Source organism: Altererythrobacter sp. KTW20L (genome assembly GCF_023501975.1).
Taxonomy (GTDB): Bacteria; Pseudomonadota; Alphaproteobacteria; order Sphingomonadales; family Sphingomonadaceae; genus Alteraurantiacibacter.
This window is the reverse complement of the sequence record NZ_JAMFLH010000009.1, coordinates 124,402-142,504: the sequence shown is the minus strand read 5'-3', so window position 1 is coordinate 142,504 and position 18,103 is coordinate 124,402. Positions and strand designations below refer to the sequence as shown.

Annotated in this window: 10 protein-coding genes; 8 read left to right on the top strand and 2 right to left on the bottom strand. The window is 65.8% G+C overall.

Features of this window, described 5'->3' with window-relative positions:
* The first annotated feature begins 3 nt into the window (after window positions 1–3).
* From M3P36_RS10720 to M3P36_RS10685, 8 genes are all read left to right on the top strand, one after another.
* Complete coding sequence (locus M3P36_RS10720) at window positions 4–240, top strand: hypothetical protein (protein ID WP_249703248.1); 237 nt, start codon at window positions 4–6, stop codon at window positions 238–240.
* Window positions 241–297: 57 nt separating this feature from the next.
* Window positions 298–2,289, top strand: coding sequence for an acetyl-CoA carboxylase biotin carboxylase subunit (locus M3P36_RS10715; RefSeq protein WP_249703247.1), 1,992 nt, complete (start codon window positions 298–300; stop codon window positions 2,287–2,289).
* Window positions 2,290–2,591: 302 nt separating this feature from the next.
* Window positions 2,592–3,647: a LacI family DNA-binding transcriptional regulator gene (locus M3P36_RS10710; RefSeq protein ID WP_249703335.1), complete on the top strand. Its 1,056-nt coding sequence runs from the start codon at window positions 2,592–2,594 to the stop codon at window positions 3,645–3,647.
* A 312-nt stretch (window positions 3,648–3,959) separates the two neighbouring features.
* Window positions 3,960–4,898, top strand: a complete 939-nt coding sequence (locus M3P36_RS10705) for an SMP-30/gluconolactonase/LRE family protein (protein WP_249703246.1) — start codon at window positions 3,960–3,962, stop codon at window positions 4,896–4,898.
* On the top strand, window positions 4,895–5,596 hold the full coding sequence (locus M3P36_RS10700) for a nuclear transport factor 2 family protein (protein WP_249703245.1): 702 nt from the start codon (window positions 4,895–4,897) through the stop codon (window positions 5,594–5,596). Before M3P36_RS10705 ends, M3P36_RS10700 begins: the two co-directional genes overlap by 4 nt.
* The gene (locus M3P36_RS10695; RefSeq protein ID WP_249703244.1) at window positions 5,593–6,300 is read left to right on the top strand and encodes a nuclear transport factor 2 family protein; all 708 of its coding nucleotides are present in this window, start codon (window positions 5,593–5,595) and stop codon (window positions 6,298–6,300) included. Before M3P36_RS10700 ends, M3P36_RS10695 begins: the two co-directional genes overlap by 4 nt.
* Window positions 6,297–7,088 carry a nuclear transport factor 2 family protein gene (locus M3P36_RS10690; protein ID WP_249703243.1) on the top strand — a complete coding sequence of 264 codons (792 nt, stop codon included), beginning with the start codon at window positions 6,297–6,299 and terminating at the stop codon, window positions 7,086–7,088. Before M3P36_RS10695 ends, M3P36_RS10690 begins: the two co-directional genes overlap by 4 nt.
* Before the next feature lie 141 nt (window positions 7,089–7,229).
* Window positions 7,230–9,308: a PQQ-dependent dehydrogenase, methanol/ethanol family gene (locus M3P36_RS10685; protein ID WP_249703242.1), complete on the top strand. Its 2,079-nt coding sequence runs from the start codon at window positions 7,230–7,232 to the stop codon at window positions 9,306–9,308.
* 193 nt (window positions 9,309–9,501) lie between these two features.
* Here M3P36_RS10685 and M3P36_RS10680 read toward each other — a convergent pair whose 3' ends face one another.
* On the bottom strand, window positions 9,502–12,591 hold the full coding sequence (locus tag M3P36_RS10680; RefSeq protein ID WP_249703241.1) for a CHAT domain-containing protein: 3,090 nt from the start codon (window positions 12,589–12,591) through the stop codon (window positions 9,502–9,504).
* Window positions 12,588–18,092, bottom strand: a complete 5,505-nt coding sequence (locus M3P36_RS10675) for a beta strand repeat-containing protein (RefSeq protein WP_249703240.1) — start codon at window positions 18,090–18,092, stop codon at window positions 12,588–12,590. The genes M3P36_RS10680 and M3P36_RS10675 overlap by 4 nt, the downstream gene beginning before the upstream one ends.
* Window positions 18,093–18,103: the final 11 nt, after the last annotated feature.

The following is an 18,103-nucleotide window of genomic DNA, read 5'->3' as shown; positions in this document are numbered from 1 at the left end:
CAAATGAAACAGCGCATTGGCTGCGGTTTGTTCCTGATCGCCGGACTGGCGTGGTTGAGTTTTGTCGCTTTTGATCTGTTTGCCGTCACCTTGGGCGATTGCATAGAGGACACGCCCTGTGAATTCTATCGGCCTTACGTTTCGGGCTTCATCTTCTGGAGAGGGCTGGCCGGGGGCTTGTTGCTCGTTCTGGCATATCTCTTCTTCCGAAATGTCGTTCAGGATGATGACGATGTTTAGGTTTTTGCCTGAGGCCGAAAGTTCGACAACCTGTGAGTCAAGAGCTTAAGCAGAGCAATGTTCCACAAAATCCTCATCGCCAATCGCGGAGAAATTGCCTGCCGGATCATCCGCACGGCGAAGCGGATGGGGATTGCCACGGTGGCGGTCTATTCGGATGCCGATGCGCGCAGCCCGCATGTTTTGCTGGCGGACGAGGCGGTGCATATCGGGCCTTCGCCTGCTGCCGAAAGCTATCTGCGCGCCGACACCATCATCGCCGCCTGCCAGGCGACCGGGGCCGACGCGGTGCATCCGGGCTATGGCTTCCTTTCCGAGCGGGCCAGCTTCGTTGAGGCGCTGGAGGCCGAGGGCATCGCCTTCATCGGCCCGTCGGCCCACGCGATAGCGGCGATGGGCGACAAGATTGAATCGAAAAAGCTCGCTATTGCCGCCGGCGTCAACGTGGTGCCGGGGTTCGTGGGGGAGATTGCTGATACCGATCACGCGCTCCAGATCGCGGCCGAAATCGGCTATCCGGTGATGATGAAGGCCAGCGCAGGCGGCGGCGGCAAGGGGATGCGGCTGGCGTGGTCTGACGAGGACGTGCGCGAAGGCTTCGAGGCGACCTGCCGCGAGGGACTGGCCAGTTTCGGCGACGATCGGGTGTTCATCGAGAAGTTCATCACCAACCCGCGCCATGTCGAAGTGCAGGTGCTGGGCGACCAGCACGGCACCATCCTCCACCTCAACGAACGCGAATGTTCGATCCAGCGCCGCCACCAGAAGGTGGTGGAGGAAGCGCCTTCGCCTTTCGTCACGCCCGCGATGCGCGCGGCCATGGGGGCGCAGGCGGTCGCCCTGGCGCGGGCGGTGGGCTATCATTCGGCGGGCACGGTGGAACTGATCGTCGATGGCAGCGATCCCAGCGGGGATCGCTTCTACTTCCTCGAAATGAACACTCGCCTGCAGGTGGAGCATCCGGTGACCGAGGCGGTGACCGGGCTGGACCTGGTCGAGCAGATGATCCGCGTGGCCGCTGGCGAGCCGCTCGGCTTCACGCAGGACGATGTGCGGCTGGACGGCTGGGCGATCGAAACACGGGTCTATGCCGAAGACCCCTATCGCGGGTTTTTGCCCAGCATCGGGCGGCTGGTGCGCTACGATCCTCCCCGTGCCGGGCAGGATCGGCCCTTCACCCGCATCGACGACGGGGTCGCCGAAGGCGGCGAGGTGTCGCTGTTCTACGATCCGATGATCGCCAAGCTCGTCACCTGGGCCCCCACGCGGGCCGAAGCAGCGGCGCGGCAGGTGGAGGCACTGGACCACTTCGTGATCGAGGGGCCGGGGCACAACATCGATTTTCTCAGCGCCATCATGCAGCATCCGCGTTTCCTGGCGGGGGAACTCACCACTGGCTTCATCGCCGAGGAATGGCCCGAGGGTTTTGCCGGAGCGCCCGCCGATGACGAGCGGCTGCGGACAATTGCCGCGATTGCCGCCGGGATCGAGTTTACCCATGCCGCCCGCGCGCGGCTGGTCAGCGGACAGGCAAACGGCCACGTCATCGTGCCATACGACTGGACGGTGATGCTCGATGGCCGCGCCTTTGCAGTCATGCTTGGCGAGGGACACGGCACAGTCGATGGCACGCGGATCGAGGGCCATTGCGACTGGCAACCCGGCCAGCGCACCGCCACTGCCAGCGGCAACGGCGCGACGCTTGGCCTGCAGGTTCGCCGTGAACGCCCGCACTGGCACATCACCACGCGGGGTCGCCGCTACAAGGTGCTGGTCCTCCCCGCCGCCGTGGCCCCGCTCGCCGCGCATATGCTGGAGAAGGTGCCGCCCGATACCTCCCGCCTGCTCACCTGCCCGATGCCGGGCCTGCTGGTCCGCCTGCATGTGGCCGAGGGCGACCGCGTGGAACCCGGGCAGATGCTGGCGAGTGTCGAGGCGATGAAAATGGAGAACCTGCTGCGCGCCACGCGGGGCGGCACCGTGGCCCGGATCGCCGTGAAAGAGGGCGAGACATTGGCGCGCGGAGCGGTGATCCTGGAACTGGAATGAGCAGAGCCCAGAATCCCGCTTGCGCATGGCCGCGACTCGGTTCAGGGTAGCGCTCTCATAATGTGAGCCGGCCCAGATACTTGGCTCCGCGCTGGCAGTGGCGGGTCTGGCGCAGTGGGCGCGAACTACCTCGTGGTATAGAGCTTCCCTTCGATGCCGGTCAGCGCAAAGAGGTAACTATCGCATTGACGTAATCAGGGTCTATGGCCGCTGTGATGAGTGACGACGAACAGCCCGGGGGGCATCAGTCGGGGGGCAGTGTGGCGAGCGTCCGGCGCAAGCAGCGCGGGACGCGGCGCCACATGGGCGCGCCCACCATTGCCGACGTTGCGCGCGAGGCAAACTGCTCGCCCATGACGGTAAGCCGCGTGATCAATTCCGAAGGCAACGTGCGCGATGCCACGCGCGACCAGGTGATGGCCGCGATTGCCAAATTGAACTACTCGCCCAACCGCGCCGCGCGCAGCCTGGCAGGCGGCGAACAGGCACGCATCGCCCTGTTGTTCGACAACCCTTCGGCCTCCTACCTCAGCGAATTCCTGATGGGCGCGCTGGAGGAGGCGAGCCGCCGCGACGTGCAGCTGGTGGTGCAGAGCTGCGACAGCTCGACCGCTGCCATGGTGCTGGTGCGCAACCTGGCCGAAGGCGGCATCCAGGGCTTCATCCTGCCGCCGCCGCTGTGCGACGACCAGCAGGTGCTCGATCTTGTCGCCGAACTCGATGCCATCGCCGTGGCCGTCGGGCCGGGCAAGGCGCAAGGGTCGCAGGGCGCGGTGCTGATCGACGATTTCCAGGCCGCCTATGACATGACCCGCCACATCATCGGGCTGGGGCACGAACGGATCGGCTTCATAATCGGCAACCCCGAACAGGTCGCCGCCGACCGTCGCCTGAACGGCTATCTCGCCGCAATGAAGGATGCCGGGCTGGATGTGAACGACAACCTGATCGTGCAGGGGCGCTTCACCTATCGTTCCGGCATGGACGGGGCGGAAAAGCTGCTGTCGGTCACCCCGCGCCCCACCGCGATCTTCGCTTCGAACGACGACATGGCGGCAGCGACCGTGGCCGTGGCCCACCGCCGCCAGCTCGACGTGCCGAACGACATAACCGTCTGCGGCTTCGACGATACCGACATGGCAAGCTCGATCTGGCCCGAACTCACCACCATCCGCCAGCCGATCCGCGAGATGACCGCATGGGCAGTGGAAGCGATAACCCGCATGATCCGCGCCAAGCGGCGGGGTGAGCGCAGCCGGCCCGAGCAGGAAACCCTGCCTTACACGCTGGTGCGCCGCGAATCGGATGCGGCCCCGTCACTCACCACCCGCCCGACCCAGCCGCGTACCGGACGATGAGCGAGACCCCACGCCGGTTGCGCAACCGCGACTGGTTCGACAATCCCGAACGCATGGACATGACCGCGCTCTGACTAGAGCGGTTCATGACCTACGGCATCACGCCGGACGGCCGCGACCCCAGCCCGTGCAACTTCCAGCCGCCCCCCCCGATCTTGTTCAATTCCGACCTCCCGCGCTTCATGATAGCGCAATCATTGCGCCTCTGCGGGGGCGCTCAAGGCCAAAGCGACAAAATGGCACATTTCCGCCCTTTTCACTCCGGTCGCTTGCCCTATGATGCCAGGCTGGCGCTTCGGGAGGGCGTGACTGATGGGCAGAGGGATCGGAATAGTCTTGGGTGCGCTGGTGCTGGCGGGGTGTGCCAGTGTGCCGGCCGGCTCGCCGCCGCCGGATATCGTCATGCAGGGCGAACGCCTGTTCCCCGAAAGCATCACCTCGGACGCGGGTGGCACGATCTATATCGGCAGCAACCCCGGCATGATTTTCCGCGCTGCCCCGGGCAGCACCACGGCCAGCCCGTGGATCGTGCCCGATGAGGCCAATGGCCTTGCCACGGTTTTCGGCGTGCTGGCGGATGATGCGCGCGGCCTCCTGTGGGTCTGCAGCAATCCCCGCCAGGGCGAGGCGGGTGCGCCCGAGATCAAGACCTTCCGGCTGTCCGATGGCGCACTGGTGGCGACCTATCCGTTCAATACCGGCGAGGGCCCCGCCATGTGCAATGACATGACCGTGGCTGCGAACGGCGATGTCTTTGCCACCGAAACGCTGGGCGGACGCATCCTCAAGCTGCCGGATGGCGGGTCGGCCTTCACCGTCTGGGCCACCGACCCTGAATTCGCCAGCGCCGACGGTATCGCCTTTGCGAGTGACGGAACGCTCTACATGAATGCGATCCAGCGCAACAACCTGGTGCGGGTGAACAAGGACGCGGCGGGCAATTTCACCGACGCGACCGTGCTCACCCCGTCGCAACCGATGGGCGGGCCTGATGGCCTTCGCCTTTTGTCGGGCAACCGCTTCCTGCAATCGGAAGGCAATTCGGGGACGATTACCCTCGTCACCATCGAAGGCGATAGGGCCGCCATTGAAACCATCGCCAGCGGAATCGACTATGCCAGTTCGGTGACGGCGGTGAACGGGCGCGCGTTCTATCCTGAGGGCAAATTGCGCTTCCTGTTCGGCCCTGCCGCCGGAGAAGATCCCGGCCCCTTCATCGTGCGCAATGTCGCCATTCCGGGAGGGCAATGATGCGCCGTATCCTGCTTATCGCCGCGCTGCTGGCGGCTCCACTTCCGGCCAGCGCCCAGATGTCCGATGCGCGCATTCGGGCCGAGGCGGCGGAGCTTACGGCCCGCGTCGAAGTGCTCGAAGGCACGCGCGCCATCCTGAACCTGCAGCGCGCCTTCGGCTTCTATGTCGATCGCGGGCTGTGGAAGGAAGCGGCGGACCTGTTTGCCGATGACGGCACGATCGAACTGGGCGTGGACGGCGTCTATCAGGGCCGCGAGCGGATCGAGGAATATTTGCGCCGCCTCCATGGCGGGCAGGAAGGGCTGATCTACGGCCAGCTCAACGAATGGGTCACATTGCAACCGGCCATCGTGGTGGCCGACGATGCCTTGACCGCCACCGCCCGCTGGCGCGATCTCGGCATGCTCGGCCAGTACCGGAGCCACGCCGAATGGCGCGACGGGATCTACGAGAACAGCTATGTCCGCGAGGGCGGGGTGTGGAAGCTGAAATCGCTTCATCTCCATGTCAATTTCGTCGCCCCCTATGCCGAAGGATGGGCGCGGTTACAGGGCGGGGAGGGACTTGTGCGCAGCCAGGCCTCGGTGGATTACCCGCCCGACCGGCCACCGAGCGCCACTTACCAGCCGTTTCCCGCAGTGCAGGTGCCGCCGTTCCAGGCAAGCCATCCGGTTACGGGGAGGCCAGTACGATGATCCGGCTCGCACTTACCACTGCCATCGCGCTCTGTGTGGCTGTTCCGACCCTCGCCCAAAGCGCCGACCAGCGCCTTGCCCAGATGCGTGAGCGGGTCGAGCGGCTGGAGGACCAGAACGCGATCGAACTGCTGCAGGCGACCTACGGCTATTACTTCGACAAGGGCATGTGGCCCGAGGTGGCGCAGCTCTTCACGCGGCAAGGCCGGTTCGAATATGGCCAGCGCGGCGTTTACATCGGCCAGCAGCGGATCGAACGGGCGCTGCTGCTGTTCGGCCCCGAACCCCTCGCGCCCGGCCATCTCAACAACCACATGCAGTTGCAGGCGGTGATCACCGTGGCGCCCGGCGGGCAGACGGCGACCGGCCGCTTCCAGGGCATGATGATGCTGGGCGAGCGGGGTGCCAACGGCGTGTGGGGCGTGGGGATCTACGAGAACCGCTATGTGAAGGAGGGCGGCACGTGGAGGATCTCGTCCCTGCACTTCTATCCCACCGGCATGACCGATTACGACGCGGGCTGGATGCGCTCCGCCCTGCCGATGGAGGGGCCAAGCGCGCTGTTCCCGCCGGACGAGCCGCCGACGGTGGTCTATCGCTCCTTCCCGCAGAACTACATTCCGGAATTCAGCTATCCGCACCCGGTAACCGGCCAGCCGATCACGGTGGTCCAGCCGCGTGACGATATTGCGGGGAGGGAATGACGATGCGCAACCTGATCTATGTCGCCGCGCTTCTCGCGTTCGCCGCGCCCGCCGCCGCGCAGGAGGCGAGCACCGATGCCCTGCTCGACAGCCTCGATGCCCGCATCACCCGGCTGGAGGACATGAACGATATCGAGCGGCTCCAGCGCACCTATGGCTACTTCGTCGACAAGGGCCAGTGGACGCATTTGAGCGAACTGTTCACCGAGGATGCCACGCTGGAAATCGGCGGCAAGGGCATCTTCGTGGGGCAGGACCGCGTGCTCGAATATATGCAGGTCGCCTTCGGGCCGGACGGCGCGAACGTGGGGATGATCACCAACCACATGCAGTTCCAGACCGTGGTCAACACCAGCCCCGACGGGCAGACCGGCTGGCTGCGCGGCCGGGCCTTCGTGATGGCGAGTTCGGGCTGGGGCCTGCCGCTCTACGAGGACGAGTTCGAAAAGGGCGAGGACGGCGTGTGGCGCATCAGCCGCCTGACCGGGCCTTTCACCATGTACACCAACTGGGAAGGCTGGGGCGAAAACGCGCTCAACAACACCTGGCCCGACAAGTTCAACCCGCCGCCGGACCTGCCGCCATCGACGGTGTACCTGACCTATCCGGCCTATTATATCGCGCCCTTCCACTATCCCAATCCGGTGACGGGAGAGGTCTTCGCGCCTGACACCGCCACGGTCGGCGCCTATCACCGCCCGCCCGGCACGGCGGAGCAGATGGAGAGCCTGGGCGTGGGCCGACAGGTTGACGGAACGCAGCCGATTGCGCTGCCGCCGAGGGAATAGGATTTCCGGCTTTCCGAGCTCCGCTCGTGTCGAGCGAAGTTGAGACACCCGGTGCGGCATCTCGACTTCGCTCGATGCGAACGGCAAGCGAAATGTTTGAAAGGTTGTAGAACAGTGACCATGAATTTGCGTGCGGCCCTCATGGCGGGATGCGTTATCGCGCTGGCCGCCTGCCAGTCGGCCAGCACGCCACCGACCACCGCCATGGCGGCAATATCGACCGATCCGCTGGCCAACCCCGCGCCGGGCGAATGGACCAGCGACGGGCGTGACTATACCGCCCAGCGCTACAGCCCGCTGACGCAGGTGAATGCGCAGAACGTGAACCAGCTTGGCCTCGCCTGGTATGCTGATCTCGACACCTATCGCGGGGTCGAAGCGACGCCGCTCTATGCCGATGGCGTGCTCTACAACACGCTCGCCTGGAACATCACCACGGCTTACGATGCGCGCACCGGTGCGGTGCTGTGGACCTATGATCCGGAAACCCCACGCGAATTCGGCCGGCTGGCCTGTTGCGAGCCGGTGAGCCGCGGGCTTGCCATGCACGGCGACAAGGTGGTGATCGCCACGCTGGACGGGCGCCTGATCGCGCTGGACAAGAACACCGGCCAGCCGGTCTGGACCAGCCGCACCTTCGAGCTCGACAGCGGCTATGCCTATTCGATCACCGGCGCGCCGCGGGTGTTCGGCGACCTGGTGGTGGTGGGGCAATCGGGCGGCGACCTTGGCGTGCGCGGCTTCGTGTCGGCCTTTGACATCAACACCGGCGAGGAGGTGTGGAAGTTTTTCCTAACCCCCAGCCCGACCGATACGCCCGATGGCGAAGCGTCAGACAGCGTGAACGCGCTGATGCGGGCGACCTGGGCCGACACCGGACTGTGGCGCGAACTTGGCGGCGGAGCCAACCCGTGGGATGCCATCGCCTACGATCCCGATCTCAACCTGGTCTATGTCGGCACCGGCAATTCGGTGCCCCATGCGCGGTTCTACCGGTCGAACAACGAAGGCGACAATCTGTTCGTCTGCTCGATCGTCGCGCTCGATGCCACCAGCGGCGAATACCGCTGGCACTACCAGATGAACCCCGGCGAGGAGTGGGACTGGACCTGCACCCAGTCGATGATCGCCGCCGACCTCGAAATCGGCGGACGCACGCGGCAGGTGCTGATGCAGGCACCCAAGAACGGGTTCTTCTACGTGCTCGACCGGGTAACCGGCGAATTCATTCAGGCTGGGGCCCACGTGTTCCAGAACTGGAACGAGGGGTTCGAGGCCGATGGCCGCCCGATCACCAGCGAACAGGTGCGCTATGGCGAGGATCTGCGGCTGGTCGCCCCGGGGCCGGGGGGAGCGCACAACTGGTTCCCCATGGCCTTCAGCCCGCGCACGGGCCTCGCCTATTTCCCCGCCTACCAGAGCGCTTTTGTCTTTGCGATCCAGCCTGGCTGGACCCCGCAGCCGATGCGCAGCAACAGCGGCTGGGGCGGCTTCGGGCCGGCGCAGGCGGCACGCCGCGGCGAACTGATGGCCGAGGCCAATGCCATGGAGAAGGCCTGGCTCACCGCGTGGGATCCGGTGGCCAACCGCATTGCCTGGCAGGTCGAACTGCCGCGCCACGGCAACGGGGGCGTGATGGCCACGGCCAGCGACCTGGTCTTTGCCGGAACCACGCGGCAGACTTTTGTGGCCTTCGATGCCCGCAATGGCCGCGAGCTGTGGGAATTCCCCACCCAGAGCGCGCCGGTGGCTGGCGCCATCACCTATGAGCTGGACGGGGTGCAATACATCGCCATCAACGCCGGCTGGGGCGGCGGGGCGGCGCAGATCGAGCGCGGCGCTGGGATCGAGATGCCGCGCGCACCGGCCCGCCTGCTGGTGTTCCGGCTGGGCGGCACGCAGCAATTGCCGCCGCTGCCCGCCAATGCCTCGGCCCCGCCCGAACCGCCGCCCCTGCGCGCCAGCGAGGCGGTGGTGGCACAAGGCCAGCTGCTATTCGCCCAGACCTGCGCGGTGTGCCATGGCCAGAACGCCATCGGCGGGGTCAAGGACCTGCGCCATATGAGCGCAGAGACCCACGCCGCATTCAACGCCATCGTGCTTGACGGGATCTACCTGGAAAAGGGCATGGCAAGCTTTGCGGACCTGATTACCCGTGAGGAGTCCGACGCGATCCACGCCTATGTGATCGCGCGAGCAAACGAGGACTGGGGGCGGTAGCGCTAATCTTGCCTCTCCAGCACCCGTCATCCTGAACTTGTTTCAGGATCCATTCCTCCGCCCGTACGGAGCGTCGGGTCGGGCGCAACCATGCCGCACGTTAGCGCGCCGGAGCAGCGACATCGCTTGTGGCCCGATGGATCCTGAAACAAGTTCAGGATGACGGAATTGGCGATATAGGGCCTGAGGGCTTTTACCGCCGCAGCGGGATCGCGCCGTCGCCCACCACGGCGAAGGCCGACCAGTAGAACGGGTGCGAAGTATCGGCATCGTCCATCAGTTCCAGCTGCGACAGGCGCAGGGCCTCGGTCGTGGTCTGGCCGCTGCCGGCATCGAAGAAGCCGGAAATCAGCCGGTCGGTGGCGTTGTAATCATCCGGCACCGGCCAGTGGCTGGCCACAACGGTGCGCCCGCCCGCACCCACGAAGGCGCGCACCAGCCCGTCCAGCGCGAAATCGCCGCCGGTGGTGACACCGGCCTCGCGGCTGGCGGCGAGCCCGCCGACGCTGGCGGTGTTGCAGGCCGACAGGATCACCAGGTCGGCATCGAGCCTGAGGTCGTAGATCTCCGCGAAAGTCAGCAGGCCATCGGAATCGCTGTCACCGAAGCTGGTCAGCAGGGCCGGGCTGGGCGGGCAATCGGGCTGCGGCGAAGTGACCAGGCCGTGGGTGGCGAAGTGGAGGATGCGGTATTCATCGAGATCATCCATCGCCTTCAGCCGGGTGTCGGTGAAATCGCCATCGGTCAGCAGCGTCACGCCCGCCGCACTGCCGCCCAGTGTCGTGCTGGCGCTGCGCAGTTCGGCAGCAGAAATCGGGTTGCCCCAGGTCAGCGGTGACCAGGAACAGCGTTCCCCGGCAATCCCGCTGCGGGTGCCGGTGGACTGGCTCACGCCTTCGACGACCGGCAGGTTCTGCCCCAGGCCGAGATATTCGCTGCGGGCATCCGACCGGCGGGCGGTCCGCACATCGCGGAACGAGCTTGGCGATACTGCCGTGGTCACCTGCACCGCGCGGCCCAGCCAGGCCGTGCCGCGATAGTCATAGGGATCGGCTTCGGGGTCCGCCGTGCGCTCGGCATAGCGGGTGACGCTGGCATCATCCATCACCAAGAGGTTGGCGGGCAGTCGCAGCATGGCGCCATCGGGTTCGAATATGAGGTGGCTGATCTGCGCCACGCGGTCGCTCACCGGGCCGAGCAGGGTGGTATAGAGGCTGCGCGCCGTGGCCATCTCGAACGGATAGGTGATCGTCTGTCCGCCCTCCTCGATGGCGATCGAATCGCGCAACATATCGACCATGCGGCCGATTTCGGCGGGTGTGGCGGACAGGCGATAGGCCGTGGCAGAGCCCGTCTCGACATAGACGGCATAGGCCGCATCATCGAGCATCAGCAACTTGAGGTAGCCCTCGCCCGCCGCCAGCGTCTGTTGCAGGTCGGCCAGGGCCAGCCGGTCGTCGCTGACCGCGCGGTAACGCGGGAAAGCGGCCAGTTGCTGCTGCACTTCGAGCTGGCGCTGGCTCAGCAGGGAGAGTTCGGCTGAAAGGGCCGCAACCTGCGCCGCTGCGCCCTCGGCATTGAGGGCGGCGCGGTTCTGGGCCTGGGCGAGATCGGCCCGCAGAACCTCGATCGCGCGCGTCAGGTTGATCGACTGGCGGAACAGCTGCGCCGCCTCGTCGCTGCCGCCCGAAAGCTCGCGCGCCAGTACGGCCTGGGTCTGGGCGAGGCCCGGACGCAGCAGCAGCTGGCTCGCGGCAAACATGTCTGCTGCCGCAACTGGATCATTGCCGCGCGCGGCCAGGATGCGGAAATAGGGCGCGAACAGCTGGCGCAGCGAAGCGGCGGAACGGCCCTCGGTCTCGTCCACCAGCTGGCGATAGACGGCCACGGCTTCGGCCTCGCGTCCGGTGCGGGCATAGAGCCCGGCAAGCTGGCCGCGCGCGCTGACCAGCGCGGGCGAGCCGGGATAGACGCCTGCCAGCATGGCGACAGCCTCACCATGCAGCGCTTCGGCGCTGGCCACGTCGCCGCGCGCTTCGGCCAGTTCGGCGCGTTCCGCCAGGATCTGTGCCCGCAGCCACAGGACCGAGACTACGCGCCCGTCGCGCACGGCGGCAACATTGGATTGCGCGGCCAGCAGCATGGCTTCTGCCGCAGTCGCCTGACCGGTCAGCCGCAGGGCCGATCCGCGCAGGAACTCGGCCTGCCCGTCGAGCAACTGGAGCCGTTCGAGCAGGGTCAGTTCGCTGCCAACGCCCGATATCGAATTGCCCTGTTCGGCTGACAGCCGGGTCGCCAGGGCATTGTCGATCTGCAATTGCAGTGTCGCCTCGATGCTGTCGCTCAAGGCGGGCAGCGGGGTGTCGAGCAGTTGCAGCGCTTCGCCCGGACTGTTGCGGTTGATGGCGTCAATCGCCTGGAAATTGCGCGCCAGCCGGGCCAGCAGCGGGTCGACCATGGCCGCAGGCTCGGCAGCGGCGAACAGGCCGCGGGCCTCGATGAAGTTGCCGAGGTTCGATTGCTGCAGCGCTGCGTTCAACTGCGCTTCGGTGGCGTTCGATCCGCTGAGGGTATCGGCCGATAAGGCGAAGAATTCGGCCGCTTCGGCAAAGTTGCCGGCATTGGAGCGGCGATAAGCTTCATCCAGCGCGATCTCGGCGGAAATGGCTTCGGCCTGGGCGCGGGCGAACCCTTGCGCATCGCCCGCCTGGGTCAGCGGGACTTCAACCGTGCCATCGACCAGCCGGTCGCTGACCAGCGAGGCGAGACCCAGCCGCAGGGCATCGGCATAGACCGCAAGGCCGGTTGCGGCGAACACGCGGTTGCCCCTTTGCCCGGCCACGACCAGCCGCTCCAGCCCGCCGGCCTCGGCAGTGCAGACCTGCACCATCCCGCCGGAAAGGCCGGTGGGCAGGGCATTGCCTTCGCCGGTCCGGCACTGCGCACCCGGTCCGGCGAGCGCGGCCATGGCAGCAGACGGGCTGCCGGTGCCGAACACCTGCAAGGTTCCCACGGCAGCGGCGGCATCGCGGCAGACCACGATATAGCGCCGATCGAACAGGCCCTCGCCCGGCCGGGGCGACTGGATCTGCGCTTCGCACAGGCCATTGGACCCGATCGGGATCGAATCGCGCAGGGCCACCGACGGGGCCACCGACTGGGCTACCGATTGCGCCTGAACCGCCCCGCCATGCGGAGCGACCACCGCCAGGGCGGCGGCGAGCGGGAGGCCGATGCGGCGGACGGCCGGGCCTGCGGCAGGTCCTCTTGCTGGCATGGTCATTCCCCTTCCTCCCTGTCCGGTTGCCCGCTGGTGGAGATGTCGCCCCCGCTGGTTACGGGATCGTCCACCACTCCCTGGTCACCCACCGGCGGCGGGTTCAGGCGGAGCGGGAATTCCATCCCGAAGGCGGCGTCTGCCTCGACCTGCGCGAGCGCATCGCCACTGGTGACCTCTTCCGGCGGCTCGACATAGTCGCTGCTCGTCAGCGGCACCGTGACCACAGGATCCTGCGGCGGCGGCGGCGGTGGCGGAGGCGGCGGTGGCGGCGGCGGCGGCGGAGGTGGCGGAGGTGGCGGAGGTGGCGGGGGCGGCGGCGGCGGAGTTCCGCAATCGCCGGTGATGATGTTGCACTGGTTCAGTTCGGCATCGGTGGTGTAGTTGGCAACCAGGTTCGGGCTGAAATCAACCAGAGCGAAGAAATCGTCGTTCACAGTGAAGGTGCCGTCCCCGTTGTCCCGCGCGCCGAAAGTAACCACGCGCATCGGTCCGGCGCTAATGTCGCCCTGGCGGAAGATGCGTAGGCCACCCGGGCCGACAATGATGCCCGAGTAGTCTCCGGAAACACCGGTGTTCTGGGTCAGCAGGTGGTTGCCGATGCCCATTTCCACTGCATTGGCAAAGATGAACGAGCCATCCTGCGAGCTGCCGCTTTCCGTGGCCAGAAGCGTGGCAAGCGCCGGATCGTTCGGGTTGGCGCGGATTGTCGTCAGCGTTGCGGAGTCTCCGGCATAGAGTGCCCGCGCACCGAGGAACAGCGTGCCCGACAGATCGGGAACAGCCCCGGGATCGCCGGGGTCTTCGCCGTAAATGCCGATGCTGCCGCCTGGCAGCAGGATTTCGAGCCGCTGGTCGGCAGAGACCGACAAGGTATCGTCCACATCGGCATTTTCATACCGCAGGGCGCCTGTGACTCTCAGGGAGCCGGTCGTGCCAATGCTCACGCTGCCGATACCGTCAGTCGCCACCGATCCCTGCAGGGTCAGGTCGCGCACTTCGACATCGAAGTTGGCCGTGTCTTCGGTCTGTGTGCCGAAAATCAACAGTTCATTGGCCCGGAGCCGGCCAGCCTCGGCATCGGTCAGGGTATAGCCTGACCCTTGTGTCGTCCCGCCGAGAACGGCTGCCACGTTCGGGTTGATGGCTTCCAGTGTAAGAGAGGCGAGGGCCCGTACCATTGCGCCAGGAGTGATCGCGATATCGTAAGACGAGAAATACAGGGTGTCTGCATCGATCCCGGGCAGGCTGCTGTCGCCGTTGATCGTCAGCAGGCCCTGGTTGAAAGTCTCGATGTTGCCAGAAAGATTGGCAGCATCGACCCCGCCAATCACCCGGCCGCCTGTGCCGGTGTCGAACACCAGGTTGCCGGTAGTGGCGAACTGTCCCAGGAAGGGGATGAATATCTGTCCGCCGTTCAGCGCCCGGACCCGCGAGGTGCCGGTTTCGGGCGTGTCGTCGTTGCGGTCGACCGCGCTGGCTTCGATTTCAGTGGTGCGCACCGTGCCGCCGGTCAGGGCTTCGAGCAGGAAGGTTCCGGCCGTGCCGGTACCCAGCGCGGCGTCGGCATCGGCATCGGCGGTGAGCGTTAGGATGGCGGCGTTCAGCACGCTGCCAGTGCTCTGCGCCACCACTTGCGCCGTGCCACCTGTCGCCGATCCGGAATTGAAGCTGGTGGCCGTGGTCGTCACATTGACCGTATCGAACGTGCCCAAGGCGCCGCCATCGATCCGCAGGACGGCAGACCCTGAAAGCGCATCGCCGGCTGCATTGTTGGCAAAGTTGTTGCCTGCTTCGGAAGTGCTTTCGACAAACAGCCGGGCTCCGGTGACAGTGGAGCCGAAGAAGGCAACCGAGGTAAGACCCGATTGACCGTCGCCCGCAGCACCTTGTCCGCCGCCGCCCTGGCCGATGCTGGAGATGGTCAGCCGGGATCCGGGTTCATTGAACAGCAGGGTGCTGCCTGACTGGACCTGGAATGATACATTGCCTGCTACGCCGTTGCCGGCTGCACCGCCGCCCGCATTGAAACCGCCGGCCGCAAAATTCTCGAAGCTCGACCACGCCACGCCGGACAGATCGACCTGGGACTCGTCGATCAGGACTTCCAGCAATCCGGTGGACGCATTGCCTGCGGCGCTGGTGCCGGTAGCCTCGCCACCCTGCGCTGTATTTCTGGCCTGTATCGTGGCGTCGACCGTTGCACCGCTGGTGGCCACCAGCGAAATCGTGCCACCGCTGGCATTCCCGCCCGCCACATTGTTGGCGCTGTCGGTCTCGCCGCCGCCGAACGTGAAGTTTTCAAGGATCAGCGTTCCTGCGACGAGCTCGCCGCCGGCAGAAACCGCCAGATCGATCGAGCCGCCCGTCGCCGCGCCGCCGGCGCTGCCATCGGTGCGCGCTCGCCCGCCGACGGTGGTGACATAGATGCCGGATTGCAGGAAAGGATCGGGATCGGCAGTTGGCGCAAATTGCAGCAGTCCGCCATCGATCACATTGATGTCGATTGTGCCGCCGGTGGCATTGCCGGCAGCATTGTCGCCACCTTCACCGCCATAGCTTTCCACGGTGAACTGGTTGCGGAAGACCGAGCCCAGCGAGCTGGCCAGATCGCCAATCGCCAGGAGGCTGTCGGAATCCTGCACATTGACGGTGACGGTCCCGCCGCTGACATCGCCGCCCTGTGTAAAGAAGGCGCCGCCGGCAAATTTGTCGACAATCATCGCGATGCTGCCCGCAGAGACATTGCCCCCGCCTCGCACATTGATCTCTGCCAGGCCGCCGGTTGCATCGCCGGAATTGCCGCTTGAGCCGATTGCATTCCCGGCGACTCCACTCGACTGGATCACCAACTGGCCGCCGTTGACCAACAACTGCCCTCCATCGACCGACACAATCGCGGTGCCCGTGGCGACCGAACCGGCATCGCCGCTGTTGCTGTTGCCGCCTTGGGCAAAAGTGGTGAACGAGGCATTGGCAGTGCTGGTCAACGATGCGCCGTCGGTAAAATTGGCGAAGACGTTGCCGCCTGTGCCATTCCCGCCGGGCCCCGTCCCGCCAAGGCCTTCTGCTGCGGCTCCGAAATTGCGGGTCGCGAACGCACTGGACATTTCCATGTCCAGCTCCACGTCGCCGCCAAAGCCTTCTCCACCCTGGTCGCCGTTGCCGCCGGAGCCCAGGCTCAATAGGATAACGTCACCTGTGGGCATGGTGATCGTGGAATCACTGATGTCGATGTCGATCAGCCTGCCCGACCCGGTTCCGGCAGCGCCCCCGGTCGAATTGCCGCCGAAGCCCTGGCTCAGGACTGTGAGATCGCCCGCCAGGTTCAGTTCGGCTTCGCGCAGCATGTTCACCACGATGTTGCCGCCAAGGGCGGCGCCACCATCGCCGCTGGAGCCTGCACCGCCAAAACCGTTGGCCCCGATGTCCAGCGAACCGGCATCGAAGGTGCCGCCGTCCATGTCTATCCAGACGGAGCCAGAAACGCCGCTGCCGCCTTCCAGACCAGCGCCACCAGTAGCAATGGAATAGAGGCCCGCATCCCCGTCGACCTGCAGTGAAGCCGGCGCGTCCACCGCTCTGACAGTTACATCCACCCGGCCGCCACTGGCCGCGCCGCCAGAGCCCGTGAGGGATTGTCCGCCGGTGCCGTTGGCCGATGCGATGAGGTCGCCGGTCACCACGATCGAACCCTCAAGGGAATCGACATCGATCCGCCCGCCGATGCCCTCGCCGCCCGCAATCCCGCCAGCCAACGATCCAGTTCCGCTTGCCGTAGCGATGAGGCTTGCCGGGAGCGAAACGGTGCCGATGCTTATCTGGGCGAGGTTTGCCGCCTCGACCACGACGTTGCCGCCCTGGCCTGTGCCCGGTAACGGATTGGCATTGCCCGGTCCTGTGAGGGCCATGGCGGAGGCGGAGGCGGAGATATCGACCTGTCCACCGATGGCGATCGTGCTGCTGAAGTCGGACAGCAGGCTGGCATCGCCGCCGGTGGCGTTGCCGCCGGTGTTGTAGCCCGAGACTTGTGGCGCGCTTGCTCCGGCGTCGATCAGCAGCGTGCCGTCGATGGTCACGAAGCTGTCGAGGATGGCGCTGACTTCCGCCGTGCCGCCAAAGGCTTCACCGGCTTGCAGTCCGACACTGTCCAGTCCCATCTGGCCGACAGCCGTGACACTGGCATTGCCATCGATAGTGATCGCGCCACTTTCTGACGCCGTGATCAGGGCAAACCCTGCCGCACCTTCGAGATCGGCCGGATCGTTGGGGTTGGGCACCGAATTGCCGATGACATTGGCTGAAACGGTTGCATCGCCTTCGATGAACACGCTGCCCGCGCTGCCCGCCGCAACCTGCGCGGTGTCGCGGGCGTAAAGATAAAGGTCGCCCCGCACGGTTGTCGTGCCATCGAAGGCCGAAACCTGCGCGAAATGCGACGAATGGGCGACGAGATCGCTGGTGACAGTGGCCCGTTCGACAATTATGTCGCCGATGGAGCTGTTCGTGACCGATGCCGAGGTGAAGTCGTTGATCACGTTCGTGCCGCTGACGTTGTAGTTGGCCGACAGTACCACCACGCCGTTTTCCACGCCCGCGCTCACCGCCGTATCGAAGCCCAGGTTGCCGCCGAACAGCATGGTGAACGGATCAACCTGCCCTTGCGCCACGCCATAGATCACATGGCCATCGCCAGTGCCGGTGCTGGCCGGGCCGCCGGTCGTGCCGGAATGGGCGATCGGAGTCGCTCTTGCGGACCCGACGGAAATCATGATGTCGAACAGGCCGCTGCTGTGGGCCAGCGCCATCTCCTGCCCGGCGGCAAACACCGTGCTGCCGTTCACATAGGACGTGCCGAACGTGTCGATCCCGGGCGAGGCGAAGGCCAGGTAGCTGCCTTCCTCCGGGGCGTTGAACTGCGCGCCGTTGGCGATGTTTATCGAAGTCTGGTCGTTTGAAACGCCCACCAAGGAGAGCGGGCCGGTGCCGGTGGCGAAGGCCTCGAAACTGGCGACATCGGGCGCCAGCGTGGTCATCACCAGGCTGCCGACATCGAATGTCGCGCTGCCGCCCACCATGATGCCGGTGGGCGAATAGAACAGGATGTGTTGCCCGAGTGTGCCGGCCGGCCCGCTGATCTGCTGGATCTGGGAGACAACCGCGCCATCGAACTGGACGACATTGCCGTTGGTGGAGGGCAGGATAGAGTTGATGACCGCAAAATCGGTCGAGCTGAAGGCGTTCTGGAACGTGGCGGTATTGCCGAACGGCAGGAAGGTCAGCGCATCGCCGTTGACGTCTTCCACCGGCGTCCACTGGATGACTGCATTCATGCCATCGACGGTGATGATACTCTCGCCGGTCGTGTCGAAGAACGAGACATTGCCCTGCACCACGCTGGGGCTGGCCTGGAAGGCCTGCGCCGTGGCGCTGGAGGGCAGGGCCACGGTTGCCAGGGCCAGGGCGGCGCTGCCGCAGGTGGCCAGCAGCGTCGATTTGCGGTTCATCCGGTTATCCA